Genomic DNA, 23,221 nt, shown 5'->3' on the forward strand with positions numbered 1-23,221 from the left:
CTGCCCGGATGCGCGCCAAGAAGCCGCCAGACCCCCGCGCTCAAGCCCGCAAGGCGGCCCTCAACGCGCTGAAGCGCGCCCGCCGTACGGCCGACAAGGCCGGGGTGGAGCTGTCGGAGTGGGAGGGCGAGTTCCTGGGCTCGGTCGCCCAGCGCATCGAGACCTACGGCCGGGCCTTCGGCGATCCCGAAAAGGGCGCCGCCGGCCAGGCCATGTCGATCAACCAGACCATCAAGCTCAAGGAAATCGCCGCCAAGGCCAAGGGTGAGCGAAAGCCCATGAGTCGCGGCAAGGGCTTCGCCCGCCGGGCGCCCGCCCGCGCGGCGTCCGACGACGACGAATAGGCCGGTTACAGCCAAGTTTTCGCCTGGGGTGAAACCCTGAAAACCGCGCCGGGAAAGGCCCGAGCGGGCGAATTTGGTCCCCGTTTCTCACCAAACAATGGCGTTCGGATAACGGCGTTAGGTTTTCGGTAAGAAAACGGGCGGACAGTTGCGCATCGCATAAAGCATTGCTTTTAATCGATTTTATCGCCCCGGAGCGCTGTAGAAAACGGCTGCCGCGGGCGCCGCGAAAGCGTGACCGCGGGGGGAAGTCTCACGCCGGATGGGACAGCCGGGAATGGCGACCACGATCTATGACTACCTTCTGCGGCGGAAGGCCGACCTGGAGGTGCGGATGCTGGAGGCCCAGCGACGGGCCCAGGCGCCGTTCGAGGACGAGCTGCGGGCGCTGAGCCTGGCCCTGAGCGCCATCGAGCGCGGCGGCCTGGCCGAGGGCGAGCTGGCCAGCTTCGCGCCCTCGCCCCCGTCGCGGCGCGGCCGCAAGGGGCGCTCGGCCCGCGAGATGATCCTGCTGGTGCTGGGCAAGGACGACGCGGCCATCGCCGCCTCAGAAATCTCGCGCAAGCTGACGCGACGGTGGGGCCGCGCCATTCCGCTGGCGGCGGTGATGCTTGAGCTGCAGGGGCTGGAACAGGAAGGCCGCGTGCGCCGCGCCGACGCCGGCTGGGTCCGGATCGACGAGCCGGAGCAGGCGGCGGTCGCGCCGCTGGCGGCCAGCGCCTGAGGGACAAGAATTTCAGCTGTCATCCCGGGCGAAGACCCGGGACCGACGCGTGAACTCAGAGCTTCGGGTCGGTCCCGGATCGGCGCGCTTCGCGCTTGTCCGGGATGACAATCTTTTGTGGGGCGGAAGACCGAGGCCCGTTACGACGCTTCCTTGAAGTCCACGTCGATGCCCTGCTCGCGGACCTTGCGGTAGAGGGTCGAGCGGCCGATGCCCAGGCGGCGGGCCACTTCCGACATGTGGCCGGCATAGACCTCGATGGCGTGCTGGATCAGGTCGCGCTCGATCTCTTCCAGCGTGCGCAGGTGGCCGCGGTCGTCGAGGATGCGGACCGGCGAGTCCGGGGCGGGCGTGCGGGCCATGGCGGCATGGGCCGCCTGCAGGGCCGCCGACAGGTCCGGCTGGGGCGGCGCGATCGTCACCGCTTCCGGCGGCGGGGCCATGACGCCCGAGATGGCCGGGAAGTCGTAGGGCTGGAGGTACGGCGCGTCGGCCAGGATGATGGCGCGATAGACCGCGTTCTCCAGCTGGCGCACGTTGCCGGGCCAGTCGAAGCCGCTGAGGATCTGCAGGGTCTCCGGCGCGGCGCCGACCACCCGCTTGCCCTCTTCGACGTTGAAGCGGCGCACGAAGGCCTCGACCAGGGCCGGGATGTCCTCGCGGCGTTCGCGCAGGGACGGGGCCTCGATGGGGAAGACGTTCAGGCGGTAGTAGAGGTCCTCGCGGAACCGGCCCTGCTGCACGGCGTGGGCCACGTCGCGGTTGGTGGCCGAGACGATGCGCACGTCCACCTTGATCGAGCGTTTGGAACCGATCGGGTCGATCTCGCCCTCCTGCAGGGCGCGCAGCAGTTTCACCTGCATGTCCAGCGGCAGTTCGCCCACCTCGTCCAGGAACAGGGTGCCGCCGTCGGCCTCCTTGAACTTGCCCAGGTGCTTGTCGGTGGCGCCGGTGAAGCTGCCCTTCTCGTGGCCGAACAGGATAGACTCCACGAGGTTTTCCGGGATGGCGCCGCAGTTGACGGCCACGAACGGCTTGCCGGCGCGGTCGGAACCGCCATGCACGGCGCGGGCGATCAGCTCCTTGCCGACCCCGCTCTCGCCGGTGATCAAAATAGGAATAGAGCTTTTGGCCGCGCGCTCGCCCATGCGCTTGACCAGGGTCATGGCGGGCGAGGTTCCGATCAGGTCGGCGAAGGTGGTGCGGTTGCCGGCGCGCTTGGTCAGGCGGTCGACCTCGCCCTTCAGGTCGCCCATGGACAGGGCGTTGCGGATCGAGACGGTGATCCGCTCGGGGCTGGCCGGCTTGATGAAGAAGTCGGTGGCGCCGGCCTGCATGGCCTTGACCACGGTGTCGACGCCGCCGCTGGCGGTGAGCACGATGACGGGCTGGGCGAAGCCGCGCGCGCGCATTTCCTTCAGGGCGTCCTGGCCCGACAGGCCCGGCATGACCAGGTCCAGCAGGACCACGTCGACCGGCGCGCCGCTGGCCAGATGCGCCATGGCCGCGTCGCCGTTCTCGGCGTGCGAGACCGCGAAGCCTTCGCGCTCCAGCACGGCCTGGATCAGCCGACGTTGAGTCGGATCGTCGTCGACGACGAGAACCGTCTTGGTCATTTGCAGACACCCGTTGAACCGGCCGCGTCCGACATGGGACAGGGCTCTTGTTGGTTCAGAGTGATACAGCCCTTGGGTAAAGACCGGGTTTCGGAGACGTGAGTCAGGGGTTAACCGTCGCGCTTAACGCGGGTTGACGATTGGGGGCGAGGAAGCCGCGAGAAGGCGTGTGACCACGATTTAACTTGGCGGTTTTCGGGGATCGCCTCAAGGACGCTCCACGGAGTGGGGGTGTTCGACATGAAGCTGAAATCGATCGCGGGGGCCTTGGCGCTCGCCCTGTGCGCGGCTGCCGCCCACGCCCAAACCGTTGCGCCGCTTTCGTTCTCGGACCAGCTGGCGCAGGCGGGATCGCCGCTGACGGTCCGGCCGGAGGGCTTCTCGGGTCCGGGCGCCGCGATCCTGTCGGAGGCTATCGGCGACAGCCGGTACGTTCTCATCGGCGAGAGCCATCATTCGCGCGAAATCCCCGCCTTCACCACGAACGTCTGCCGATTGATGGCGCCCGGCGGCCTGACGGCCATGGTCGTCGAGACCGGGCCGGAGGCCGCCGGGGCGGTCAACGCGCGGCTGAGAGCGCCGGACCGGGAACAGAAGATTTCCGACTTCATGCGCGCCCACCCCGACGCCATGGCCTTCCTCAACGGCCGCGACGAGGGGCGGACGGCCGCCGATTGCGCGGGCGTCGCCGGGCTGGATTTCAAGCTGTGGGGGCTGGACCAGGAGTTCTTCGGCGTGAGCGGCTATCTGTTCGAACAGATGCTGGCGGCCGGTCCAGGCCCGCTCGCCCGCGCTCAGATCGAAGCGCTGGCCCAGCAGGAGCGGACGGCGACGCAGGCCGCGCTCGCCTCAGGTTCACCCTTCGACCTGTTCCTGTTCAAGACCACCGATGCGGCGCTGGATCAGGCGGGAACAGCCATCGACCAGGACGGCGGCGACCGGGCCAAGGCGCTGTTCGCCGCCTTGCGCGAAACACGCGCCATCTATCTGGCCTCCAAGTCCCGCAGCGGCGATCCGAACGGGCGCAGGGCGCGGCTGATGAAGCGGACGCTGGCGGCCCATTTCGCCGAGGCGCCGCAGGCGCGCCTGCTGATGAAGTTCGGCGCCTACCATCTCTACAAGGGCTACAATCCGCTGGGCCAGCGCGACGTGGGCAATTTCGTCGCCGAGCATGCCGACGGAGCGGGCGTGAAGTCCCTCCATATCGTCGTCACCGGCGCGAAAGGCGCGCTGGGCGGATACAACGGGGTCGGCCGTCAGGTGGCCGCGCACAGCTTCGATGCGACCGCGGGCAAGGACAGCGACTGGTCCAAGGATGTGACGCTGGCCCGCCCGTCGGGCACGCCGCCGGGCGACTGGTTCCTGGTGGATCTGCGCCGTTTGCGCGGCGCCGATCTGGAGGCCTTCACGCCTGAATGGCGCGCGCTCGTCCGCGGCTACGACCTGGCCATCGTGGCGCCGGAACTGTCCGCATCTACCGTGCTGGGGGTTCACGACGCCCCCTAGGCGCTCATAGCCAGAAGGCGAACCTACCCCGCCCCCCGACCCGTCGGCACGCGGCGGACCTCGCCGCCGCTCTGGCTGATCAGGCGGGCGTCGATGCGGGTCTCGCCTTCGCGGCCCACGTGGCAGACGCCGGCGAAGCGGCTCTTGCGGCCCGACTTCTTCTCGACGGTCGTGGCTTCGAACTTCACGTCCATGGGCCCGGAGGGCGGGGCGCCGGCCGTGTCCATGCGGGTGACCTCGATGCCGTTCAGCGGGCCGATGTGGAACTTTTCCTTCAGCCGCTGGGTGCAGCTGTTGAAGACCACGACGCTGCGGATCGTCTGGCCCAGCCACCCCATCTGGGGTTTCTCCTCGGCCATGGCCGAGGGCGAGGCGACAAGACCCAGGACAAGGGCGAGGGCGGCGGCGGACTTGAACATCGATATCCCCTGATCGATCGGCGATATCGTAGAGGGCGTCGGCCCCGCGCGCCTTTTAATTCGCCGTAATGGAGCGGGGCTGGACGGACGCGCGGGCGACCGCATGGCGCGAACTGTTCGCGAGCCATCCCAGGCGCGACCTTTCCGTGCGAGCCCAAACGACCTAGCCTCGCCGTCCAGTGGCGTGGAGGGGATCATGTTCGTGGGGCATTATGCGGCCGCCCTGGCCGCCAAGGCGGCGCAGCCCAAGGGGCCGCTGTGGGTCTATGTGGCGGGCGCCCAGCTGGTCGACATCGCCTGGGGCGTGCTGGTGCTGACGGGGGTGGAGACGCTGAGCTTCGACCGCGACCTGCCGGGCAGTCCGCTGGTGCTGTCGCACATGCCCTACACCCACAGCCTGCCGGCGGCGGTGTCGTGGTCGCTCGCCGCCGGACTGGTCGCGGCCTTCGTCCTGAAGCTGCCCAAGGCGGTGGCGGTCGCCGCCGGCCTGGTGACGCTGTCGCACTGGGGGCTGGACTTCCTGGTCCATCGCCCGGACCTGCCTTTGTGGTTCGGCGGACCCAAGGTGGGGCTGGGCTGGTGGAACCGTCCGGTGCCCGAGCAGGCGCTGGAGATGGGGCTGGTGGCGCTGGCGGCCTGCGCCTGGGGCTGGCGGCGGGGACTGGAGGGCCGGGGCGGCCTGGGCGCTCCGCTGTTCATGGCGCTGCTCCTGGCGATGCAGCTGGTCAACATCCTGGCCCCGCCCACCGGCGCGCCGTCGCAGATGGCCGTCGCCGCTCTGTCGGGCTTCCTGCTGGCGGTGCTGTTCGCCTGGGTGATGGACCAGGGCGAGCGCCAAGCGGGCTGAGGGGGGCGGGCTGAACGCCGAAACCCCAAGGCGACGATTGCGTGTGTCTTTCGACGGGGCCATATCGCTGGGCATGAACGCGCCCTTCAAGACCGACGCCCTGCCCGAGTGGAATCTCGCCGACCTCTATACGGGTCGCGACGATCCCCGGATCGAGACCGACCTGGCCGCCGCCAAGGCCGCCAACGACGAGCTGGCCAGCCTGGAGGGCCTGTTCCTCCAGGCTCGCGGCGAGCCCGACCGCCTGGGCATCCTGCTGGATCGCGGGATCAAGCTCTACGAGGAAGCGGTCAACGGCCTGTGGGGCGTGGGCGCCTATGCGGGCCTGGCCGCCTCGACCGCTCGCGACGATCCGGCCTGGGCCAAGTTCGAGGCCGACCTGCGCGCCCGCTCGTCCCAGATCGCCGCCGAGAGCCTGTTCTTCTCGCTGGAGCTGAACCAGCTGGAGGACGGCGAGCTGGACGCTGCGCTCAAGGCCCATCCCCCCGTTCAGCGCTGGACGCCGTGGCTGCGCCGCCTGCGCCTGTCGCGTCCGCACGAGCTGACGCCGGACCTGGAGCGCTACATCGTCGACCGGAGTCCCGCCGTGGCCAACTGGGTGCGGCTCTATGACGAGACCCTGGCCAAGCTGACGGCGAGCGTGGGCAAGGAAACCCTGACCCTGCCCGAGGCGCTGAACCGCCTTTCGGACCCTGACGGCAAGCGCCGCAAGGCCGCCGCCGACGGCCTGGCCAAGGCCTTGGGCGAGCGCGCCTCGACCCAAGGCCTGGTGATGAACACCCTGGCCTTCGAAAAGCAGGTCGAGGACCGCTGGCGGCGGTTCGACAATCCCGCCCAGTCGCGGCACCTGGCCAACGAGGTCGACGCCGACGCGGTCGACGCCCTGGAGCAGGCGGTGGTCGAGGCCTATCCGCGCCTGTCGCACCGCTACTATGCGCTGAAGGCCAAGGTCATGGGCCGCAAGACCCTGGACTACTGGGACCGCAACGCGCCCCTGACCGCCGCCGCGCCCAAGAGCTACGACTGGGCCGAGGCGCAGGGCATCGTGCTGGACAGCTTCCAGACCCTTGCCCCCAAGTTCGCCGACACGGCCCAGACCTTCTTCGACAAGCCCTGGATCGACGCGCGGCCCCGGGCCGGCAAGCAGTCGGGCGCCTATTCGCATCCGGTGACGGCCGACCGCCATCCGTACGTCTTCATGAACTACATGGGCGAGCGGCGCGACGTGCTGACCCTGGCGCACGAGCTGGGCCACGCCGTGCACCAGACCCTGTGCGCGCCGCTGGGCACCCTGCTGGCCGACACGCCCCTGACCCTGGCCGAGACCGCCTCGATCTTCGGCGAGGGCCTGGTGTTCGACCGCCTGCTGGCGGAAGCGACGCCCAAGGATCGGATGGGTCTCCTCGCGGGCAAGATCGAGGACGGCCTCAACACCGTGGTCCGCCAGATCGCCTTCCACCGCTTCGAGCGGCGATTCCATGCGGCGCGCCTGGACGGCGAGCTGTCGCCCGATCAGATCGGCAAGCTGTGGCTGGACGTGATGGGCGAGAGCCTGGGCCCGGCCGTGGTGCTGAACGAGGGCTACGAGCACTACTGGGCCTATGTCAGCCACTTCGTGCACGCGCCGTTCTACGTCTACGCCTACGCGTTCGGGGATCTCCTGGTGCGCGGCCTGATGGAGAAGCGCCGCGAGGACCCGGCCGGCTTCGCGCCCCTCTACGAGGACCTGCTGGCCGCCGGCGGGACCCGGACCTATGTCGAGGCGCTCAAGCCCTTCGGCCTGAACCCGCGCGAGAAGGCGTTCTGGGCGGCGGGGTGTGCTCAGCTGGAGCGGCTGGTGGACGAGTTCGAGGCGTTGGTGTGAGGGGCAGGAACCCCGTCCTTCTCCCCTTGCGGGAGAAGGTGGTCTCCGAAGGAGGTCGGATGAGGGGTCGCACCGGCGGTTACGCCGCATGCGCGCCCAGCCGTCCGACGTCTATCGACCCCTCATCCGTCGGCTTCGCCGACACCTTCTCCCGCAAGGGGAGAAGGGAAGGCAAAAATGGCTGACGATCCTCGCGACCCCGAACGCGACCGCCTGACCGGCCGCCTCTCCCGCTTCGCCAAGGTCGGCGCGGGCCTCTCCGGCGCCGCCGTGTCCTACGGCGCCAACAGCCTGCTGCGCTCGGACGACGCCAACGCCCGCAACGCCAAGGCGCTGAAGGCCGCGCTCGGCGGGCTGAAGGGCCCGCTGATGAAGGCGGCGCAGATGTTCGCCACTGTGCCCGACCTCCTGCCGCCCGAGTTCGCCACCGAGCTGGCCGAGCTCCAGACCAACGCCCCGGCCATGGGCTGGCCGTTCGTGCGTCGCCGCATGGCCGCCGAGCTCGGCCCCGACTGGCAGGGCAGGTTCCAGAGCTTCGAGCACGAGGCCGCCGCCGCCGCGTCGCTGGGTCAGGTGCACCGCGCCGTCGCCCCCGACGGCCGCGCCCTGGCCGTGAAGCTGCAATATCCGGACATGCAGAGCGCCGTCGAAAGCGACCTTGGCCAGCTGCGCGCCCTGGTGGGCCTGTTCAAGCGCATGGACGGCTCCATCGACCCCTCGGAGATGATCGTCGAGGTCGGCGACCGCCTGCGCGAGGAGCTGGACTACGAGCGCGAGGCGAAACTGATGGCCGTCTATGGCGGCTTCTTTGCCGGGCGCGGCGACATCCAGGTGCCCCAGCCCGTGCCGTCGCTGTCGACCCGGCGCCTGCTCAGCATGACCTGGATGGACGGCCAAGGATTGCTTGCTTTCAAAGAGGCGCCCCAGGACACACGCGACCGCATCGCCGCCCTGCTGTTCGAGGCCTGGTGGACCCCGATGACCCACCTGGGGATCATCCACGGCGACCCGCACCTGGGCAATTACACCTTCGGCGGAGAGGGCGCGGCGCACCTGAACCTGCTGGACTTCGGCTGCATCCGCATCTTCCCGCCCAAGTTCGTGGGCGGGGTGGTGCGGCTCTATCGGGCGCTGTCGAACGACGACCGGGTCGAGCAGGTGGAGGCCTATCGCAGCTGGGGATTCTCCAACCTCACCGACGAGCTGGTCGACGTGCTGAACGTCTGGGCCCGCTTCATCTACGGCCCGCTGCTGGACGACCGCGAGCGCACCGTGGCCGACGACGTGCCGCCGGGCGAATACGGCCGCCGCGAGGCCTTCAAGGTGCGCCAGGCGCTGAAGTCGGTGGGCGGCGTGACGATCCCCCGCGAGTTCGTGTTCATGGACCGCGCCGCCATCGGCCTGGGCGCGGCCTTCCTGCACCTGGGCGCGCGCCATAACTGGAAGGCGCTGTTCGAACGCTCGCTGGAGGGTTTCTCGGAAGAGGGGCTGGCGAAGCGGCAGGCGGCGGTGTTGAGCGCGGCGGGGGTGGTTTAAATCCGCTCATCCCGGCGAATGCCGGGACCCAGATCATAAGGCGGAGCGGCGCCTGGAATCCTAGATGCTCAGGCTGAACCTGGGTCCCGGCATTCGCCGGGATGAGCGGAAGAAAAAATGACGGCCAAGACCCTCAAGCGCCTCCACCCCGCCCAGCGCGACGACATCGGCGATCTGGTCACCCGGCGGCCGCTGCCCGGGGCGGCGATCCCGCAGCTGGATCCGTTCCTGTTTCTCAACCACCACGGTCCGCAGGTCTATCCGGCGAACAATCGCGGCCTGCCGTTCGGGCCGCATCCGCATCGCGGCTTCGAGACGGTGACCTTCATCCTCGACGGCGAGCTGTCGCACCTGGACAGCGGCGGCCACGAGAGCGTCATTGGGCCGGGCGGGGTGCAGTGGATGACGGCCGGCAGCGGCCTGGTCCATGCCGAGCTGTCGCCGGCGTCGTTCAAGCGCAGCGGTGGGCCGCTGGAGATCCTGCAGCTGTGGGTCAACCTGCCGAGCCGGCTGAAGATGACGACGCCGAACTATCTGGGCCTGCAAGGGGTCGAGATCCCCAAGGTCGAGGCGGGAGAGGCGACGCTGGAAGTGATCTCCGGCGCGGTCGACGGCATGACCGGGCCGTTCCCGTCGCTGATCGGCATCGAGATGAGCGTCGTGCGCTTGGCGCCGGGCGGGGCGGTGAACCTGCCGGTGGCGAAGGGGAGGGCGGTGTTCCTCTACGTGGTCTCCGGCGGGATCGTCGTGGCCGGTCAGGCGGCCGCGAAGTGGAACCTGGTCGAGCTGAACGACGACGGCGACGCGGTGGCGTTCGACAGTCCGGAGGGCGCGGTGGTCCTGCTGGGCCACGCCGAGCCGCTCGGCGAACCGGTCTTCGCCCACGGGCCGTTCGTGATGAACACCCGCGAGGAGATCATCCAGGCCATCGAGGACTACAACGCGGGGAAGTTCGGGAACGTGCCGGGCTAGCGGCCGGGACGCCCCCTCCGTCGGGCTACGCCCGCCACCTCCCCCGTTTTACGGGGGAGGAGAGGATCAGCGCGGCCGTCCTCCTCACCCGTGAAACGGGGGAGGTGGCGCGTCGCGCAGCGACGTGGCGGAGGGGGCGTCCAACCACCCTTGCCAGCGTTCAAACGCTCGTTAGACTTTCCCCATGTCCGACGATCTCACAGACGCCCAGGCCGCCGCCATTCCCGAGGGCTACAGCCAGCTGAACTGGTCGCGCGGTTTCGGGCGGCAGATCGGGCCGCTGTACGAGCAGCGCACCGGGCCGGGCCAGGCGGTGATGGGGTTCCGGGTCGAGGAGCACCACGTCAACGGCCTGGGCAATTGCCACGGCGGCATGCTGATGAGCTTCGCCGACATGGCCTGGGGGCGGATCATCTCGCTGCAGAAGTCCTACAGCTGGGTCACGGTGCGGCTGACCTGCGATTTCCTGTCGGGGGCCCAGCTGGGCGATTTCGTCGAGGGGCGCGGCGAGCTGATTTCCGAGGAGGATCTGGTCTTCACCGTGCGCGGCCGCATCTGGGCCGGCGAGCGGACCCTGATGACCGGCACGGGCGTCTTCAAGGCCCTGTCGCCCCGCGCCCCGCGCCCGGGCGAAGCGGCCTACACGGAAAAGGCCTGAGCCATGGCCGACGACCGTCCCGCCCGCGTCTCCCTGCTGAGCCCGTTCCAGGGCGCCAAGCCGCCGGCCCCGGCCTGGTTCGACGCCGCCCTGGCCGATGCGCCCCAGCGATCGCGCATCCCGGTGCAGGGGGCGCAGATCGAGCTTCTGACCTGGGGCGAGGTGGGCAAGCCCGGCCTCCTCTTCCTGCACGGCAACGGCGCCCATGCCGACTGGTGGAGCTTCATCGCCCCGTTCTTCGCCCAGGATTGGCGCGTGGCGGCCATCTCGTGGTCGGGCATGGGCGGGTCGGACTGGCGCGAGCACTATTCGGCCGAGGTGTTCGCGGCCGAAATCTTCGCGGCGGTGGAAGCGGCGGGGCTGGAGGCCGGCGGGGTCAAGCCGATCGTCGTGGGCCACTCGTTCGGCGGCTTTCCCACCCTCTATTGCGCGGCCGAGCATCCCGAGCGGCTGCGCGGCGCGATCCTGGTGGACTGCAGCATCCAGCCGCCCGAAAAGCGCTGGACCGGCCCGCCGCCGCGTCCCAACGGCAACCGCGTCTACGCTTTGCTCGAAGAAGCCTTGGCCCACTTCCGCCTGGCGCCGCCGCAGGGCTGCGAGAACCTCTACATCGCCGACCACATCGCGCGCGGGTCGCTGAAAGAGGTCGAGGGCGGCTGGACCTGGAAGTTCGACCCGGCCATCTGGCAACGCTTCGTCATGCCCGACCTCGGGGCGCTGTTGCCGCGCATCGCCTGCCCGGCGGCCCTGATGTGGGGCGAACGCTCGGCCCTGATGCACGCCGAGACGGTGGACTACATGCTGGCGACCATGCCGGATGAAGTCTTGCGCACCGTGATCCCCGACGCCGATCACCACGTGATGGTCGACCAGCCGTTGGCCTTCGTCGCCGGGCTGCGCGGGCTGCTGGCGGGGTGGGGCTAAAAACCCCTCTCTCTTTGAGAGAGGGAGGGGCCCATGGCGAAGCCATGGGAGGGTGAGAGGTAACAAACTCTCAGGATAGAGCGCGGCCTCCCACAGCCGGGGACATGCCCTTGGGCGTGTCCCCAACCGGTTCCGCATGGCTGGACGTTTCGAGGCCAGGTTCAGCCGCCATGGGCGAGGATGGGGACACGCCCAAGGGCATGTCCCCGGCCGAGCGCCGTCATCGAAGGATCGGAGGTTTGCCTGTTGGCGGTGAAACCGCTCACCCTCCCACCGCTGCGCGGCGGGTCCCTCCCTCTCTCTATGAGAGAGGGGTCTAATCCTCGTCCAGCCGCCGGCCGCCGCGTTCCTTCAGGTCCTTCAGCAGGGTCCGCATCGCCCAGCCCATGGCTTTCGCCATGTCCTGGCCATCGAGCCCCCAGTGATCGCGCAGTTCCAGCCACGGGGTGGTGTGCAGCACCTGCAGCACCGCCGTGGCCAGTTTCTGGTCCGCCGGCGGCAGGGCCTTGACCGCTTCGGCGGCGGCGGCGGTGTAGCTGGCCACGCGGCGGACGTTCTGCGAGCGGCGCACGGCGCGGCCCTGGGGCGTGGAGCGCACCAGGGTGGCCAGGGGGGCGATGCGGTCGAAGCCCGTATAGATCGGCTCCAGCGAGCTCAGCATCTCGGCCTCCGAGCGGGGGAAGGCCACCTCCGGCCCGGCCAGGGCCGTCACCCGGTCCCAGGCCGACTGCATCAGCGCCTCGCGGTCGGGGAAGTAGCGATAGACCGTGCGCCGCCCCACGCCCGCCCGCTGGGCGATGGCGTCGTGGTTCAGGTCGGCCACCCCCTCGGCCAGCAGTTCGATCAGGGCGTCGGTGATGCGCGTGCGCACCTCGTCCTTCTTGGCGTCGCGGGTTCCGGCGGAAGCGAGGGAAGCATCGGTCATGGTCTCTCGCTAAAATCTGGCACAGAAAATGTCAAATTATGATTGACACAAATTGTGCCACTTTCTAGAACGCTGCCGCAAGTCGAAGGGAAGAGGCCCATGCTGTTTCACATGTCGATCGCAGCGAAGGACCCGCGTCACGTCGCCGGCGTCATCGCCGAGTTCTGGGGCGGGGAAGCCCTGCCGTTTCCGCCGGTCACCGACGACGGCTGGATCGTGATGGCCGGCGACGAGCGCGGCAGCGCGTTGGAGGTCTATCCGGCCGACACCGTGCTGCGCGAAGCCGACGGCGACGCCGACGCCTATGGCGAGGCCACCGGCAAGGACCACTTCACCCCCACCCACGGCGCCCTGGCCACCGCCCTGGACCGCGAGGCCGTGCTGGCCATCGCCGCCCGCGAGGGCTGGCCGGCCAAGTACCGCAAGCGCGGCGGCATGTTCGGGGTGATCGAGCTGTGGGTCGAAGGCCGCCAGATGATGGAGCTGCTGACCCCGGAGATGCAGGACGAGTACCGCTCGACCATGACCATCGCCAACTGGCGCGCCATGCTGGCCGCCGGTCCGCCGCCCTCGGCGTGAGCTTCTGGGGCCTGAGCTTCTGGGGCGTGAGCCTTTTCGCCGTTATCCGGGCTTTCGGATAACGGCGATATTGACTCACCGTCGGCCCGTGACGCTACTCTGATCGCCGGAAAGTTGCGTATCGACGCGCTGCGGCTATCAGGGGAATTCATGGGCAAGCCACTCGGCCGGGACGAGATCCTTTATCTCCAGCGCGTCTGCGCCTGCTCGGGGCTGTACGCCGGTCCCATCGACGGCAAGTGGTCCCTGGCGATGGACCAGGCCGAGCTGGCCCTGGCGGCCAAGAACCAGGCGCTGCGCACCGAGATCGGCCAGTTCGACCCCCGCACCGAGCAGAACATCGCCACCCTGATGCCGCCGGCCCAGAAGGCGGCCCGCCGGTTCATGAAGGCCGCCGCCGCGTTCCCGCTGACCGTGAGGATCATCTCGGGCAGCCGGACCTATGCCGAGCAGGACGCCCTGTTCGCCATCGGGCGCACCGTCCAGACCAACAAGAAGCCGGTGACCAACGCCAAGGGCGGCCAGAGCAACCACAATTTCGGGGTCGCCTGGGACGTCGGCATCTTCGACGCGGCGGGCAAGTACTACACCGGCGCCACCAAGGCCGAGGAGAAGGCCTATGTGGACCTGGGCGCGCTGATCAAGGGCCAGGTGCCGAAGCTGGAATGGGGCGGCGACTGGGTCACCTTCACCGACCGCCCGCACTACCAGCTCAACGCCGGCGGCAAGCCGATCGCCGAGGTGCGCAAGCTGTTCGAGACCGGCAAGCCGTTCTTCACCGAAGTGGCCTGAGGTCGCGGCCCATCCGCGACCTTCATCTTAAATCACCGTCATCCCGGGCCTTGTGCCCGGGACCCCTCTGTCCGCCGCAGGTGCGGAGGGGTGGCGCGCCGGCGCGCCAACGCACTTCACGTGGAAGCTGAACCAGGGGTCCCGGGCACAAGGCCCGGGATGACGCGCTGAGAGGGAAGGCGCGGATGACAAGGTCGCGGGCGCCCGCTAAGCCCGTTCCATGGTCACAGCCCCGCATCCCGGACCCGTCCTCGTCTACGCCCCCGACCGGGGCATCGGCGACCTGATGTGGCACCTGCCGACGTTCCGGGCGATCGCGGCGACCACCCCCGAGGGGACGGTGGTGCTGGCCGCCCGGCCGTCCAGCCGCGCCGCCGAGGTGCTGGCGGTCGAGCCGACGGTCAGCAGGATCGTCTATGCCCGCCACTTCACCGGGTCGCTGAAGGGCGTGCACGAGGTCCTCGACTTCTGGCGCATCTGCCGCGAGGTGAAGCCCCGCGCGGTGTGGATCCTGGAGAAGATCGGCCGTCCCGCCCAGGCCGCCTGGCTGGCCGGGGTGCCCGAGCGGCGAGGTTTCGGCCTGGGCCATTCCAGCCAGGAGCAGTGGCTGCAGGGGCCGTTCCTGCCCAAGGCCATGCGGCCCGACCATCGGCTGACCAAGCTGGCCGCCTTCGAGGCCCTGCACGGCCTGAAGGTCGACAGCCGCGAGCCGGACCTGCTGCTGGATCCCAAGGCCGTGGCGGCGGTGAAGGCGCGGTTCGGAGACCGTCCGGGCCCGTGGCTGGTGCTGGGCGTGGGCGCCAGCGAGCCGGCCCGCACCTGGCCGGCCGAGCGCTTCGCCGCCGTCTCCTCGGCCCTGGCCGACCTCTTCCCCACGGTGTTCTGGCTGGGCGGCCCCAACGACGCCCTTCGCCTGAAGCCGGTGGTCGAGTCGCTGAACTCGGGCCGCGACGTCCTGGCCTGCGACCTGCCGCTGGACCAGGCCGCCGCCCTGATCGCCCTGTCGGCCGGCTTCCTGGGCAACGACTCGGGGCCGCTGAACGTCGCCGCCTCGGTGGGCCGTCCGGCCATCGGCCTGATGGGCACCAGCCCCGTGCCGGCCTATTCGCGCTGGCTGTCGCGCCTGGACGGCGGGTCGGGCCGAATCGCCGATATTTCCATCGACGAAGCGATCGAAGCTGTTCGAACCCGCTTCACCGCCGAGTCCTGGGCCAACCGCGACATCCCGGCGGCTTGAGCCCGCGCCCCGCACGTTGTAAGCGGCTTGGCGATTTTTAATTCCACCTAGGAAACTGACATGGCCGGCGACTACCAACGCGGTGAGATGGACATCCAAGAGCAGAGCGCGACCTTCGAAGCGTTCGGCAAGATGACCAAGTGGGGTTCGCTGGCCATCGCGGTCCTGCTGACCTTCATCACCCTGCTGTTCTGCACCGCCGCCGGCTTCATCGGCTCGGCCGCCGCCGCCATCGTGCTGACGGTTTTGGGCGTCGTGTTCCTGCGCGAAAAGCCCGCCTCGGCCCACTGACACCGGTAGACATCGGTATTTTTTTGCCCCTAACGCGAGCGTAAGGCTCGACATCGGGCAAGAACATCCCCTAGAGAGGCGCGCAAGCTCGTCTGATCGAGCAGCGTTCCTGGGAGGGGTATGCCGATGGCCGTCATCGCCGTCACGAAAGAGACCCGCGGTGGGGAAACCCGCGTCGCGGCCACGCCCGAGACCGTCAAGAAGCTGGCCGCCGCCGGCTGGTCGGTCACGGTCGAGGCCGGGGCCGGAACCGCGGCGTCCTATCCCGACGCCGATTACGAAGCGGCCGGCGCCAAGCTGGCCAAGACCGCCAAAGAGGCCCTGAAGGACGCCGACGTCCTGTTCAAGGTCCGCGCGCCCGAAGCCGCCGAGATCGCCGCCCTGAAGAAGGGCGCGATCGTCGCGGCGGCGCTCAATCCCCACCAGGACAAGGAAACCCTGGACGCCCTGGCCAAGGCCGGCGCCAGCGCCCTGGCCATGGAATTCATCCCGCGCATCACCCGGGCCCAGGTGATGGACATGCTCTCGTCCCAGGCCAACCTCGGCGGCTATCGCGCCGTGATCGAGTCGGCCGAGGCCTATGGCAAGGCCCTGCCGATGATGATGACCGCCGCCGGCACCGTCGCCGCGGCCAAGGTCTTCGTCATGGGCGTGGGCGTGGCCGGCCTGCAGGCCATCGCCACCGCCCGGCGCCTCGGCGCGGTGGTCACCGCCACCGACGTCCGGCCCGCCACCAAGGAGCAGGTCGAGTCGCTGGGCGCGAAATTCCTGGCCGTCGAGGACGAGGAGTTCAAGAACGCCCAGACCGCCGGCGGCTACGCCAAGGAGATGTCCAAGGAGTACCAGGCCAAGCAGGCCGAGCTGGTCTCCACCCACATCGCCAAGCAGGACATCGTCATCACCACGGCCCTGATCCCCGGCCGTCCGGCGCCCAAGCTGGTCAGCGCCGCCCAGGTGGCCTCGATGAAGCCCGGCTCGGTGATCCTGGACATGGCCATCGAGTCCGGCGGCAATGTCGAGGGCGGCAAGCTGGGCGAGGTGGCTGTCACGGCCAACGGCGTCAAGATCCTGGGCATTCCCAACCTGCCCGGCCGCATCGCCGCCGACGCCTCGGCGCTCTACGCCCGCAACCTCTTCGCCCTGTCGGGCCTGTTCCTGAACAAGGAAGGGGCCTTCGCCCCCGACTTCGAGGACGAGATCCTCAAGGCGGCCCTGGTCACCCAGGGCGGCGAAGTCGTGCATCCTTCCCTGAAGACCGCCTAAGCAGACCGCCTAACTCCACACATCGCTAAAGGGAGGCTCCCATGGAAGCCGTCGACCCCACCGTGTTCCGCCTGGCGATCTTCGTGCTCGCCATCTTCGTGGGCTACTACGTGGTCTGGAGCGTCACCCCGGCGCTGCACACCCCGCTGATGGCCGTGACCAACGCCATCTCGTCGGTGATCATCGTCGGCGCGCTCCTGGCCGCCGCGGCGCACGGCGCCAATGCCGACCTGTCGGGCGGCACGGTCGCCGCCTCGACCTGGATCTCCAAGGGCGCCGGCGCCATCGCCGCGGCCTTCGCGGCAGTCAACATCTTCGGCGGCTTCCTGGTCACCCAGCGCATGCTGGCCATGTACAAGAAGAAAGAGAAGAAATAGGCGGCGGACACCGGGGGCTCATCCGATGGACCTGATCTGGGTTCTCCTGCCGTTCGCGATCTGCCTGGCCGCGCTCCTGCTGAGCGCCGTCCAGTCGGGCGCCTTCGCGGGCGGGCGGCTGGCGCGATCCTGGGCGGTCCAGATGGCGCCGCGCGCGCTTTGCTTCGGCTTGGTGGCGCTCCTCTGGGCGCCGAAGCCTCCGCCGGTCGCGGCAGCCGTTGTCGGCTATGTCGGCCTTGCCTTGATCGGGATCGGCTGGTCGCTGAAGGCCCGGGTCGGCGCGGTCGTCCAGGGCACGGGTTTTATCGCGCTCGCAGGCTCGCAATTCTGGGTCCAGTGGTTCCGGGAAGGGGCCGAGGCCACCTTGCATACGGGCGTGATCGTGGTCTCCATGGTGATCGTGCTCGCCGCCATCTTCGGTTTCGCCGCCTGGTACGAGCGGCGCGAGCAAGCGCGAACGGGCGAGGGCGCCTGAGCATGTTCAGCGCCATCAAACGCATCGCCAACCGTTCGGACGCCCTCAAGCGCATCGCACTGGAGCGGTGGTGGGACGAGCTGCGCGGATCGCCCCGGGCCCGTGAGCCCGGCCGGCTGATCGCCCATGGCCGCAAGACCTACAGCCAGAACGACGAGGACGGCATCGTTCTGGAGATCTTCAACCGCATCGGCGAGGGCGACCGGCGCTTCATCGAGTTCGGCGTCCAGGCCGGGGTGGAGTGCAACACCGCCCTGCTGCTGATGGCCGGCTGGAGCGGCCTGTGGCTGGACGGGTCCGACAAGTACGTCGAGGCCGCCAAGCAGCACCAGGCCGTGGCCGTGGGGCAGGGGCGCCTGACCGTCGAGAAGGCCTTCGTCACCGCCGACAACATCGACGACTATCTAGGCCCCTGGGCCGGCGGGACCGCCGACAAGCCGGCGTCGGTGGACCTGCTGTCGATCGACATCGACGGCAACGATTACTGGATCTGGAAGGCCATCGAGGCGGTGGGCCCGCGCGTCGTGATCATCGAATACAACGCCGCCTATCCGCCGCCCGTCGCCTTCGTCGCCGAGTACAAGGCCGACCGCGTCTGGGACGGGGGCAACTATCACAGCGCCAGCCTGACCAGCCTGGAGGCCCTGGGCCGCGAGAAGGGCTACGCCCTGGTCGGCTGCAATCTCTCCGGCGCCAACGCCTTCTTCGTGCGCGAGGACGAGTTGGCCGGCCCCGACGGCCAGGCCCGCTTCGCCGCGCCCTATACGGCGGCCAACCACTACGAGCCGCCGCGCTACGACCTCTCCGGCCTGCCTTCGGGCCATCCGCCACGGTTCGGCGTCAACGCCGCGCCGCCGCTTTCCTCTTCGCCGCTCTTGGGGGCCAAGACCTGACATGAACGCCAATCTCGCCGCCATCCTCTACATCGTGTCGGGGGTGCTCTTCATCCTGGCGCTGCGCGGGCTGTCCAGCCCGGTGACCAGCCAGACGGGCAACCGCAACGGCATGATCGGCATGGCCATCGCCGTGCTGACCACCCTGGCCACGCTCTGGAAGCAGGGCGCGCTGGATCCGGTGACCCTCGGGCTGATCTTCGGCGGGGTCGCCATCGGCGGCGTCGTGGGGGCGGTGATCGCCCGCAAGGTGGCCATGACCTCGATGCCCCAGCTGGTGGCGGCGTTCCACAGCCTGGTCGGCATGGCCGCGTGCCTTGTGGCCGTGGCGGCGATCTACACCCCGGCGGCCTACGGCATCCTGGGCGAGGACGGCCGGGTGCATCTCAACAGCCTGGTGGAGCTGTCGCTGGGCCTGGCCATCGGCGCGATCACCTTCACCGGCTCGGTCATCGCCTTCGCCAAGCTGAACGGCAACATGGGCGGTGCGCCGATCCTGCTGCCGGCCCGCCACCTGATCAACATCGTCATCGCCCTGGCCATCGTGGCCCTGGTGGTGGTGCTGGTGCTGTCGGGCGGTTCGGCCATCTGGGCGTTCTGGGCGATCTTCGCCCTGAGCCTGCTGATCGGCGTGACCCTGATCATCCCCATCGGCGGGGCCGACATGCCCGTCGTGGTCTCGATGCTGAACAGCTATTCGGGCTGGGCCGCCGCGGCCCTGGGCTTCACCCTGGAGAACACCACCCTGATCATCACCGGCGCCCTGGTGGGTTCGTCGGGCGCGATCCTGTCCTACATCATGTGCAAGGGCATGAACCGCAGCTTCATCTCGGTGATCCTGGGCGGCTTCGGCGCCGACGCCTCGGCGGCCTGCGGCGCGGGCGGCAAGGTCGAGACCCGTCCGGTCAAGCAAGGGTCCGCCGACGACGCGGCCTTCATCATGAAGAACGCCAGCAAGGTGATCATCGTCCCGGGCTACGGCATGGCCGTCTCCCAGGCCCAGCACGCGCTTCGCGAAATGGCCGACAAGCTGAAGGAAGAGGGCGTGGAGGTGAAGTACGCCATCCACCCCGTGGCCGGCCGCATGCCGGGCCACATGAACGTGCTGCTGGCCGAAGCCAACGTGCCCTATGACGAGGTGTTCGAGCTGGAGGACATCAACAGCGAGTTCTCCACCGCCGACGTCGCCTTCGTGATCGGCGCCAACGACGTCACCAACCCGGCCGCCAAGACCGACCCGCAGAGCCCGATCTTCGGCATGCCGATCCTGGACGTCGAGAAGGCCCGCACGGTGCTGTTCATCAAGCGCGGCATGTCCTCGGGCTACGCCGGCGTCGAGAACGAGCTCTTCTTCCGCGACAACACCATGATGCTGTTCGGCGACGCCAAGAAGATGGTCGAAGGGATCGTGAAGGGGCTGTAGGGGCCTGTGATCGACGGCGCGAATGGAAAGAGCCCCGGACGACGACGTTCGGGGCCTTTCTCGTGGTGGACTAAGCCGCCGCCGTGACCGGTTTCAATTCCCCAGCGGATTTCAACTTCATCCACGCGTTGATGGGATCGATGTCGCAGCCGTTGGGCCAGGTCGGCACGCCCATTTCGATGAATACGCGCGCGAAGAAGGCCGGATCCTGGAGCGGAGCGGTGACGGGACCGAGCTTCACGAACTCGGACAGGTCCGTAACGCCGACGGTATCGTCATCGAAGACGATCTCCAGGCGGTAACCCTCCAACGCCTTGATGCGTCGTGCATGCACGATCTTGAGTTCAGTCATCCGCAAGTCCTTCGATCCTGAAGGTCGGCTGTCCCGTGACGGCCAGCCCCCAATTTCGCATCAACTCGTCTCGGTTCTTCAAAATCCACTCTACCACGTAACGCGTCTCCTTGCGTGGCAGGGTTCCGACGATCACGCGGCCCGTGGCGATGTCGAACAGGGCCTCGCGCCCGCCGTATGCCGCGTGCAGGTGTGGCGGTGCGTGATCGAAGAAATTGATCCGGATCACGATGCCGAAGAAGATCGAGATGATCGGCATGCCTGCCTGAACCCTTTCGTCCGTTCGGCATGCTATATTTAGTTCATGTTTTGTTCTTAATTTCAACCAAAAGAAGAGGCCCCGGACGTTCCCGTCCGGGGCCTTTGCTTTGTCTGGGTCATGCGGTCGCTCAGCGGGCGGCGACCGTGACCGGGGTGGCGCGGGCGGCCACTTGCAGGCCCTGGCGCTGGACCTTCGACAGCTGGGCGGCGGCCTGCTTGTGGGCGGCGACCTTGCAGCCGGCAATGGTGAAGTCGCCGGTCGGGTTGGAGCGGGCGATGTCGCGGCAGACGGTGTCGGCGGCGGCGTCGACGCGGGCCTTGAACTCGGCGGCGTGGGCGGGGTTGGAGAGGTTCAGGCCGGCCAGCGAAACGGTGGCGGCAGGCTCGGCGGCGTGGGCGGCTTGCAGCAGGCCCAGCGCCGGAACGGCGGCCAGGGTGACGGTGGCGACGGCGGCTAGGCTGGTCATGAACTTACGCATTTGAGTTGTCCCTTCGGTTTGTGTCCGGCGCGTCCCTGCGCCCCATGTCCAAAGGTATACTCGCCAGTTTTCGCGAATACTCGTTACGTCTCCTTCATGACGTGTAATTAAAGTTCTGTACTCAAAGTAATGTTCTAAACTTCCTGTAATGTAGGCGCATATCTTCCGCCCGCTGATCATGGTCATGCTTGATCAATGGTTAAGCTGCGCCGCCTTTTCGCCTCACCGGTGCGACATAGGGTCCGCCTTCACCATCCCGAAAGGTGACCTGTGGGATGGAGACCCGCTTCTGGCGCGGTCTCGAAGGTCGACCGATCGTCTGTGAGGATCGCTCTTTGTCGTCACGAGTCCTGGCCGCGACTTCTTCGCCCTATTCGCTCGCCGCGTTCGCCGCGCTGGGCGGCGCCATCGTGGTGTGGGGCATGATCAACGCCGCCACCGCCCTGGGCGGGATGAACGCGGGCGTCGACGCCGCGCCGCCGGTTCCCTCCGTCGAGGAGGTGGAGCTGCCGGCCGTGCCCCGGCCCCCGCCGCCGGCCTATGTGTTCGACGCCCCTCTGCCCGGCCATGTGGTCAATTCGCCGTTCGGCCTGCGCCAGATGCCGTGGGAAGAGAACGGCCGCCTGCACGAGGGCGTCGACATCGCCGCCCCGGCCGGCGCCCCGGTCCACGTGGCCACCGACGGCATCGTGGTGCGCAGCGGCGTGTCGTCCACCTACGGCCGTTTCGTCGAGGTGCGGCACAAGGACGGCCTGCGCACCTTCTACGCCCATCTGGGCCGCGACGCGGGGCTGAAGGCCGGGACCTTCGTGCGGCGCGGCACGACCGTGGCTTTCGTGGGCAACAGCGGCCGCTCGACCGGCTCGCACCTGCATTTCGAACTGCGCAACAAGGCCGGCCGCCCGCTGAACCCGGCGCTCTTCATGGGCAAGAGCTTCGCCCAGAAGGACGACCTGCCGCTGAAGGCCGCCGCCCGCGTGGGCCGTAAGGTGCGCCTGGCCCAGGTCTCCAAGATCCCCGACAGCATGAAGGCCCGCATGGCCGCCAAGATGGCCGCCGAGGGCGCCTCGGAAGCCGGCGGCGAGGTCATCCGCGTCAAGGGCGGCCGCGTGCGCACGCGGATCAACGTGGTCGACGGCTAGCAAAACTTCCGCTCATCCCGGCGAATGCCGGGATCCAGATCCCTTGGCGATGTGGATGATTGGAAGAGCGCGGCGCTTTTGGCGTCAGCCCCAGCGCCATTCCATCTGGGTCCCGGCATTCGCCGGGATGAGCGGATTTAAAAGCCTCGTCACTCGACGGACACGAACGTCGAGCTAGACTGTCCGTCATGCTCAGACACGTCGGTCGCGCCCTTGCCGGATTCGCCCTTGCCCTTCTCTCCTTCGTCGCCGTGGGCGGCATGATGTCGGCGGCCAGTCATCCGCTGCCGCGCGGAACCCTGGTGGACATCGGCGAGGGGCGGGCGTTGCGGCTGGTCTGCGAAGGGCCGGCCAGGGGCGGGCCGCGTCCGACGGTGTGGCTGGAGGCCGGCGCCTTCGGCTTCGCCGCCGACTGGGGCGCCACTCAGGACGCCCTGGCCGCCGCCGGCTGGCGCTCGTGCGCCTACGACCGGGCCGGCATGGGCTTCTCGCCGCCGGGACCCGCGCCGCGCGACGGCGACGCCATCGTCACCGACTTCGAAAAGCTGGTCGCCGCCTCGGGCGAGACGGGGCCGTTCATCCTGGTGGGCCACTCGATGGCCGGCCTGCGCCTGCGCGAATATGCCGGACGAAATCCGGACAAGGTGGCGGGCCTGGTGCTGGTGGACGCCGCCACGGCCGACGCCTCGATGTCGGACGCCGCGCGGCCGTTCCTGAAGGCCTTCACGGCCGCCTCGCAGTGGGCGGCGCGCGGGGCTTCTATCGGCCTCTTCAAGCCGCTGGTCTATACGGGCCTGGGCGACAAGATCGGCCTGCCGCCGGCCGCCAAGGCCGAGAAGCGCTGGGCCTTCGCCAACGGCCGCCACAACCGCACTTCGGCCGCCGAGGTGGCCCTGTGGCCCCAGGCCGCCGCCCAGGCCGCCGCCGTGCCCGCCTATGACCCGCGCTGGCCCGTGGCAGTGGTCACGGCGGGGCCGGTCAAGGGGCGCGAGGAATGGAAGGCCATGCAGGTGGCCCCGGCCAAGGCGTCGGAGCACGGCTATGTGGATCATGTGGAGGCGGCGACGCACACGCGGCTGCTGGGCCAGACCTTCGCCGGACACATCGTCAAGGCGGTGGCGTTCGTGGGCGGGGAGGGGCAGGGGGGCTAGCACTTGCCCCCTACGGACCGCTTCGCGGTCGTCTTCCCCCATAGGGGGAAGAGTTGCTAGGCGCGTGTCCTCCGCCCCATGGGGGCGGACAGACCGCGCAGCGGTCAGGTGGGGGCAAGTGGGTACGCACCCACCCAACAGCCAAAACAAAACCCGCGTGGATCGCTCCAC

The 23,221-nt window shown here is 68.9% G+C and carries 26 protein-coding genes; 20 read left to right on the forward strand and 6 right to left on the reverse strand.

Annotated features, from left to right (window positions below; genetic code table 11):
• Positions 1–8 precede the first annotated feature (8 nt).
• Complete coding sequence (locus AC07OA_RS21805; protein ID WP_494665925.1) at positions 9–344, forward strand: hypothetical protein; 336 nt, start codon at positions 9–11, stop codon at positions 342–344.
• A gap of 277 nt (positions 345–621) precedes the next feature.
• Positions 622–1,068, forward strand: a complete 447-nt coding sequence (locus AC07OA_RS21810; protein ID WP_494665926.1) for a winged-helix domain-containing protein — start codon at positions 622–624, stop codon at positions 1,066–1,068.
• 140 nt (positions 1,069–1,208) lie between these two features.
• Here AC07OA_RS21810 and AC07OA_RS21815 read toward each other — a convergent pair whose 3' ends face one another.
• A complete protein-coding gene (locus AC07OA_RS21815) occupies positions 1,209–2,684 on the reverse strand; it encodes a sigma-54-dependent transcriptional regulator (RefSeq protein WP_494665927.1) in 1,476 nt (491 codons plus the stop codon).
• A 231-nt stretch (positions 2,685–2,915) separates the two neighbouring features.
• Here AC07OA_RS21815 and AC07OA_RS21820 point away from each other — a divergent pair, with 231 nt between their 5' ends.
• Positions 2,916–4,190, forward strand: coding sequence for a TraB/GumN family protein (locus tag AC07OA_RS21820; protein WP_494665928.1), 1,275 nt, complete (start codon positions 2,916–2,918; stop codon positions 4,188–4,190).
• A gap of 23 nt (positions 4,191–4,213) precedes the next feature.
• Here the strand turns inward: AC07OA_RS21820 and AC07OA_RS21825 are convergent, their stop codons facing one another.
• A complete protein-coding gene (locus AC07OA_RS21825; RefSeq protein ID WP_494665929.1) occupies positions 4,214–4,609 on the reverse strand; it encodes a hypothetical protein in 396 nt (131 codons plus the stop codon).
• A gap of 196 nt (positions 4,610–4,805) precedes the next feature.
• On the opposite strand from AC07OA_RS21825, the gene AC07OA_RS21830 reads away from it, so the two are divergent.
• The 6 genes from AC07OA_RS21830 to AC07OA_RS21855 all read left to right on the forward strand — a co-directional run bounded on the left by AC07OA_RS21830 (position 4,806) and on the right by AC07OA_RS21855 (position 11,410).
• Positions 4,806–5,456, forward strand: coding sequence for a hypothetical protein (locus AC07OA_RS21830; RefSeq protein ID WP_494665930.1), 651 nt, complete (start codon positions 4,806–4,808; stop codon positions 5,454–5,456).
• A gap of 73 nt (positions 5,457–5,529) precedes the next feature.
• Positions 5,530–7,320 (forward strand): M3 family oligoendopeptidase, encoded by a 1,791-nt coding sequence (locus AC07OA_RS21835; RefSeq protein WP_494665931.1) that lies wholly within the window; start codon positions 5,530–5,532, stop codon positions 7,318–7,320.
• 177 nt (positions 7,321–7,497) lie between these two features.
• The gene (locus AC07OA_RS21840) at positions 7,498–8,856 is read left to right on the forward strand and encodes an ABC1 kinase family protein (RefSeq protein ID WP_494665932.1); all 1,359 of its coding nucleotides are present in this window, start codon (positions 7,498–7,500) and stop codon (positions 8,854–8,856) included.
• A gap of 117 nt (positions 8,857–8,973) precedes the next feature.
• The gene (locus AC07OA_RS21845) at positions 8,974–9,828 is read left to right on the forward strand and encodes a pirin family protein (protein ID WP_494665933.1); all 855 of its coding nucleotides are present in this window, start codon (positions 8,974–8,976) and stop codon (positions 9,826–9,828) included.
• A gap of 184 nt (positions 9,829–10,012) precedes the next feature.
• A complete protein-coding gene (locus AC07OA_RS21850) occupies positions 10,013–10,486 on the forward strand; it encodes a PaaI family thioesterase (protein WP_494665934.1) in 474 nt (157 codons plus the stop codon).
• 3 nt (positions 10,487–10,489) lie between these two features.
• A complete protein-coding gene (locus tag AC07OA_RS21855; protein ID WP_494665935.1) occupies positions 10,490–11,410 on the forward strand; it encodes an alpha/beta fold hydrolase in 921 nt (306 codons plus the stop codon).
• A 316-nt stretch (positions 11,411–11,726) separates the two neighbouring features.
• Here the strand turns inward: AC07OA_RS21855 and AC07OA_RS21860 are convergent, their stop codons facing one another.
• Positions 11,727–12,335 (reverse strand): TetR/AcrR family transcriptional regulator, encoded by a 609-nt coding sequence (locus AC07OA_RS21860; protein WP_494665936.1) that lies wholly within the window; start codon positions 12,333–12,335, stop codon positions 11,727–11,729.
• 99 nt (positions 12,336–12,434) lie between these two features.
• Between AC07OA_RS21860 and AC07OA_RS21865 the strand changes: the two genes are divergently transcribed.
• The 9 genes from AC07OA_RS21865 to AC07OA_RS21905 all read left to right on the forward strand — a co-directional run bounded on the left by AC07OA_RS21865 (position 12,435) and on the right by AC07OA_RS21905 (position 19,665).
• The gene (locus AC07OA_RS21865; protein ID WP_494665937.1) at positions 12,435–12,914 is read left to right on the forward strand and encodes a hypothetical protein; all 480 of its coding nucleotides are present in this window, start codon (positions 12,435–12,437) and stop codon (positions 12,912–12,914) included.
• A 150-nt stretch (positions 12,915–13,064) separates the two neighbouring features.
• Positions 13,065–13,706 (forward strand): M15 family metallopeptidase, encoded by a 642-nt coding sequence (locus tag AC07OA_RS21870; protein WP_494665938.1) that lies wholly within the window; start codon positions 13,065–13,067, stop codon positions 13,704–13,706.
• 220 nt (positions 13,707–13,926) lie between these two features.
• Entirely contained in the window at positions 13,927–14,943 is a 1,017-nt protein-coding gene (locus AC07OA_RS21875) for a glycosyltransferase family 9 protein (RefSeq protein WP_494665939.1), read from the forward strand.
• Positions 14,944–15,003: 60 nt separating this feature from the next.
• A complete protein-coding gene (locus AC07OA_RS21880) occupies positions 15,004–15,234 on the forward strand; it encodes an aa3-type cytochrome c oxidase subunit IV (protein ID WP_494665940.1) in 231 nt (76 codons plus the stop codon).
• A gap of 120 nt (positions 15,235–15,354) precedes the next feature.
• Positions 15,355–16,497 carry a Re/Si-specific NAD(P)(+) transhydrogenase subunit alpha gene (locus AC07OA_RS21885; protein ID WP_494665941.1) on the forward strand — a complete coding sequence of 381 codons (1,143 nt, stop codon included), beginning with the start codon at positions 15,355–15,357 and terminating at the stop codon, positions 16,495–16,497.
• A gap of 41 nt (positions 16,498–16,538) precedes the next feature.
• Positions 16,539–16,874 (forward strand): NAD(P) transhydrogenase subunit alpha part 2, encoded by a 336-nt coding sequence (locus AC07OA_RS21890; protein WP_494665942.1) that lies wholly within the window; start codon positions 16,539–16,541, stop codon positions 16,872–16,874.
• A 25-nt stretch (positions 16,875–16,899) separates the two neighbouring features.
• Positions 16,900–17,349 (forward strand): hypothetical protein, encoded by a 450-nt coding sequence (locus tag AC07OA_RS21895; RefSeq protein ID WP_494665943.1) that lies wholly within the window; start codon positions 16,900–16,902, stop codon positions 17,347–17,349.
• A gap of 2 nt (positions 17,350–17,351) precedes the next feature.
• Entirely contained in the window at positions 17,352–18,242 is an 891-nt protein-coding gene (locus AC07OA_RS21900; RefSeq protein ID WP_494665944.1) for a hypothetical protein, read from the forward strand.
• A 1-nt stretch (position 18,243) separates the two neighbouring features.
• Positions 18,244–19,665 (forward strand): NAD(P)(+) transhydrogenase (Re/Si-specific) subunit beta, encoded by a 1,422-nt coding sequence (locus AC07OA_RS21905; protein ID WP_494665945.1) that lies wholly within the window; start codon positions 18,244–18,246, stop codon positions 19,663–19,665.
• A gap of 70 nt (positions 19,666–19,735) precedes the next feature.
• On the opposite strand, the gene AC07OA_RS21910 is transcribed toward AC07OA_RS21905, so the two are convergent.
• The 3 genes from AC07OA_RS21910 to AC07OA_RS21920 form a co-directional block, all read right to left on the reverse strand.
• Complete coding sequence (locus tag AC07OA_RS21910; protein ID WP_494665946.1) at positions 19,736–20,017, reverse strand: DUF2442 domain-containing protein; 282 nt, start codon at positions 20,015–20,017, stop codon at positions 19,736–19,738.
• A complete protein-coding gene (locus tag AC07OA_RS21915) occupies positions 20,010–20,276 on the reverse strand; it encodes a DUF4160 domain-containing protein (protein ID WP_494665947.1) in 267 nt (88 codons plus the stop codon). The genes AC07OA_RS21910 and AC07OA_RS21915 overlap by 8 nt, the downstream gene beginning before the upstream one ends.
• 130 nt (positions 20,277–20,406) lie before the next feature.
• Complete coding sequence (locus tag AC07OA_RS21920) at positions 20,407–20,757, reverse strand: UrcA family protein (RefSeq protein ID WP_494665948.1); 351 nt, start codon at positions 20,755–20,757, stop codon at positions 20,407–20,409.
• Between the two features lie 335 nt (positions 20,758–21,092).
• Here AC07OA_RS21920 and AC07OA_RS21925 point away from each other — a divergent pair, with 335 nt between their 5' ends.
• Together AC07OA_RS21925 and AC07OA_RS21930 are read left to right on the forward strand one after the other, a co-directional pair.
• Positions 21,093–21,899 (forward strand): M23 family metallopeptidase, encoded by an 807-nt coding sequence (locus tag AC07OA_RS21925; protein ID WP_494665949.1) that lies wholly within the window; start codon positions 21,093–21,095, stop codon positions 21,897–21,899.
• Between the two features lie 188 nt (positions 21,900–22,087).
• Positions 22,088–23,050 carry an alpha/beta hydrolase gene (locus AC07OA_RS21930; RefSeq protein ID WP_494665950.1) on the forward strand — a complete coding sequence of 321 codons (963 nt, stop codon included), beginning with the start codon at positions 22,088–22,090 and terminating at the stop codon, positions 23,048–23,050.
• Positions 23,051–23,221 lie beyond the last annotated feature (171 nt).

The sequence above is a fragment of the Caulobacter sp. GW821-FHT09B08 genome, from assembly GCF_059418225.1.

Excerpts from the sequence above, each read along its gene's own strand:
- AC07OA_RS21805 (WP_494665925.1), top strand. The coding sequence starts at position 9 with ATGCGCGCCAAGAAGCCGCCAGACCCCCGCGCTCAAGCCCGCAAGGCG.
- AC07OA_RS21810 (WP_494665926.1), top strand. The coding sequence starts at position 622 with ATGGCGACCACGATCTATGACTACCTTCTGCGGCGGAAGGCCGACCTG.
- AC07OA_RS21815 (WP_494665927.1), bottom strand. The coding sequence starts at position 2,684 with ATGACCAAGACGGTTCTCGTCGTCGACGACGATCCGACTCAACGTCGG.
- AC07OA_RS21825 (WP_494665929.1), bottom strand. The coding sequence starts at position 4,609 with ATGTTCAAGTCCGCCGCCGCCCTCGCCCTTGTCCTGGGTCTTGTCGCC.
- AC07OA_RS21830 (WP_494665930.1), top strand. The coding sequence starts at position 4,806 with ATGTTCGTGGGGCATTATGCGGCCGCCCTGGCCGCCAAGGCGGCGCAG.
- AC07OA_RS21835 (WP_494665931.1), top strand. The coding sequence starts at position 5,530 with ATGAACGCGCCCTTCAAGACCGACGCCCTGCCCGAGTGGAATCTCGCC.
- AC07OA_RS21840 (WP_494665932.1), top strand. The coding sequence starts at position 7,498 with ATGGCTGACGATCCTCGCGACCCCGAACGCGACCGCCTGACCGGCCGC.
- AC07OA_RS21845 (WP_494665933.1), top strand. The coding sequence starts at position 8,974 with ATGACGGCCAAGACCCTCAAGCGCCTCCACCCCGCCCAGCGCGACGAC.
- AC07OA_RS21850 (WP_494665934.1), top strand. The coding sequence starts at position 10,013 with ATGTCCGACGATCTCACAGACGCCCAGGCCGCCGCCATTCCCGAGGGC.
- AC07OA_RS21855 (WP_494665935.1), top strand. The coding sequence starts at position 10,490 with ATGGCCGACGACCGTCCCGCCCGCGTCTCCCTGCTGAGCCCGTTCCAG.
- AC07OA_RS21860 (WP_494665936.1), bottom strand. The coding sequence starts at position 12,335 with ATGACCGATGCTTCCCTCGCTTCCGCCGGAACCCGCGACGCCAAGAAG.
- AC07OA_RS21865 (WP_494665937.1), top strand. The coding sequence starts at position 12,435 with ATGCTGTTTCACATGTCGATCGCAGCGAAGGACCCGCGTCACGTCGCC.
- AC07OA_RS21870 (WP_494665938.1), top strand. The coding sequence starts at position 13,065 with ATGGGCAAGCCACTCGGCCGGGACGAGATCCTTTATCTCCAGCGCGTC.
- AC07OA_RS21875 (WP_494665939.1), top strand. The coding sequence starts at position 13,927 with ATGGTCACAGCCCCGCATCCCGGACCCGTCCTCGTCTACGCCCCCGAC.
- AC07OA_RS21880 (WP_494665940.1), top strand. The coding sequence starts at position 15,004 with ATGGCCGGCGACTACCAACGCGGTGAGATGGACATCCAAGAGCAGAGC.
- AC07OA_RS21885 (WP_494665941.1), top strand. The coding sequence starts at position 15,355 with ATGCCGATGGCCGTCATCGCCGTCACGAAAGAGACCCGCGGTGGGGAA.
- AC07OA_RS21890 (WP_494665942.1), top strand. The coding sequence starts at position 16,539 with ATGGAAGCCGTCGACCCCACCGTGTTCCGCCTGGCGATCTTCGTGCTC.
- AC07OA_RS21895 (WP_494665943.1), top strand. The coding sequence starts at position 16,900 with ATGGACCTGATCTGGGTTCTCCTGCCGTTCGCGATCTGCCTGGCCGCG.
- AC07OA_RS21900 (WP_494665944.1), top strand. The coding sequence starts at position 17,352 with ATGTTCAGCGCCATCAAACGCATCGCCAACCGTTCGGACGCCCTCAAG.
- AC07OA_RS21905 (WP_494665945.1), top strand. The coding sequence starts at position 18,244 with ATGAACGCCAATCTCGCCGCCATCCTCTACATCGTGTCGGGGGTGCTC.
- AC07OA_RS21910 (WP_494665946.1), bottom strand. The coding sequence starts at position 20,017 with ATGACTGAACTCAAGATCGTGCATGCACGACGCATCAAGGCGTTGGAG.
- AC07OA_RS21915 (WP_494665947.1), bottom strand. The coding sequence starts at position 20,276 with ATGCCGATCATCTCGATCTTCTTCGGCATCGTGATCCGGATCAATTTC.
- AC07OA_RS21920 (WP_494665948.1), bottom strand. The coding sequence starts at position 20,757 with ATGCGTAAGTTCATGACCAGCCTAGCCGCCGTCGCCACCGTCACCCTG.
- AC07OA_RS21930 (WP_494665950.1), top strand. The coding sequence starts at position 22,088 with ATGCTCAGACACGTCGGTCGCGCCCTTGCCGGATTCGCCCTTGCCCTT.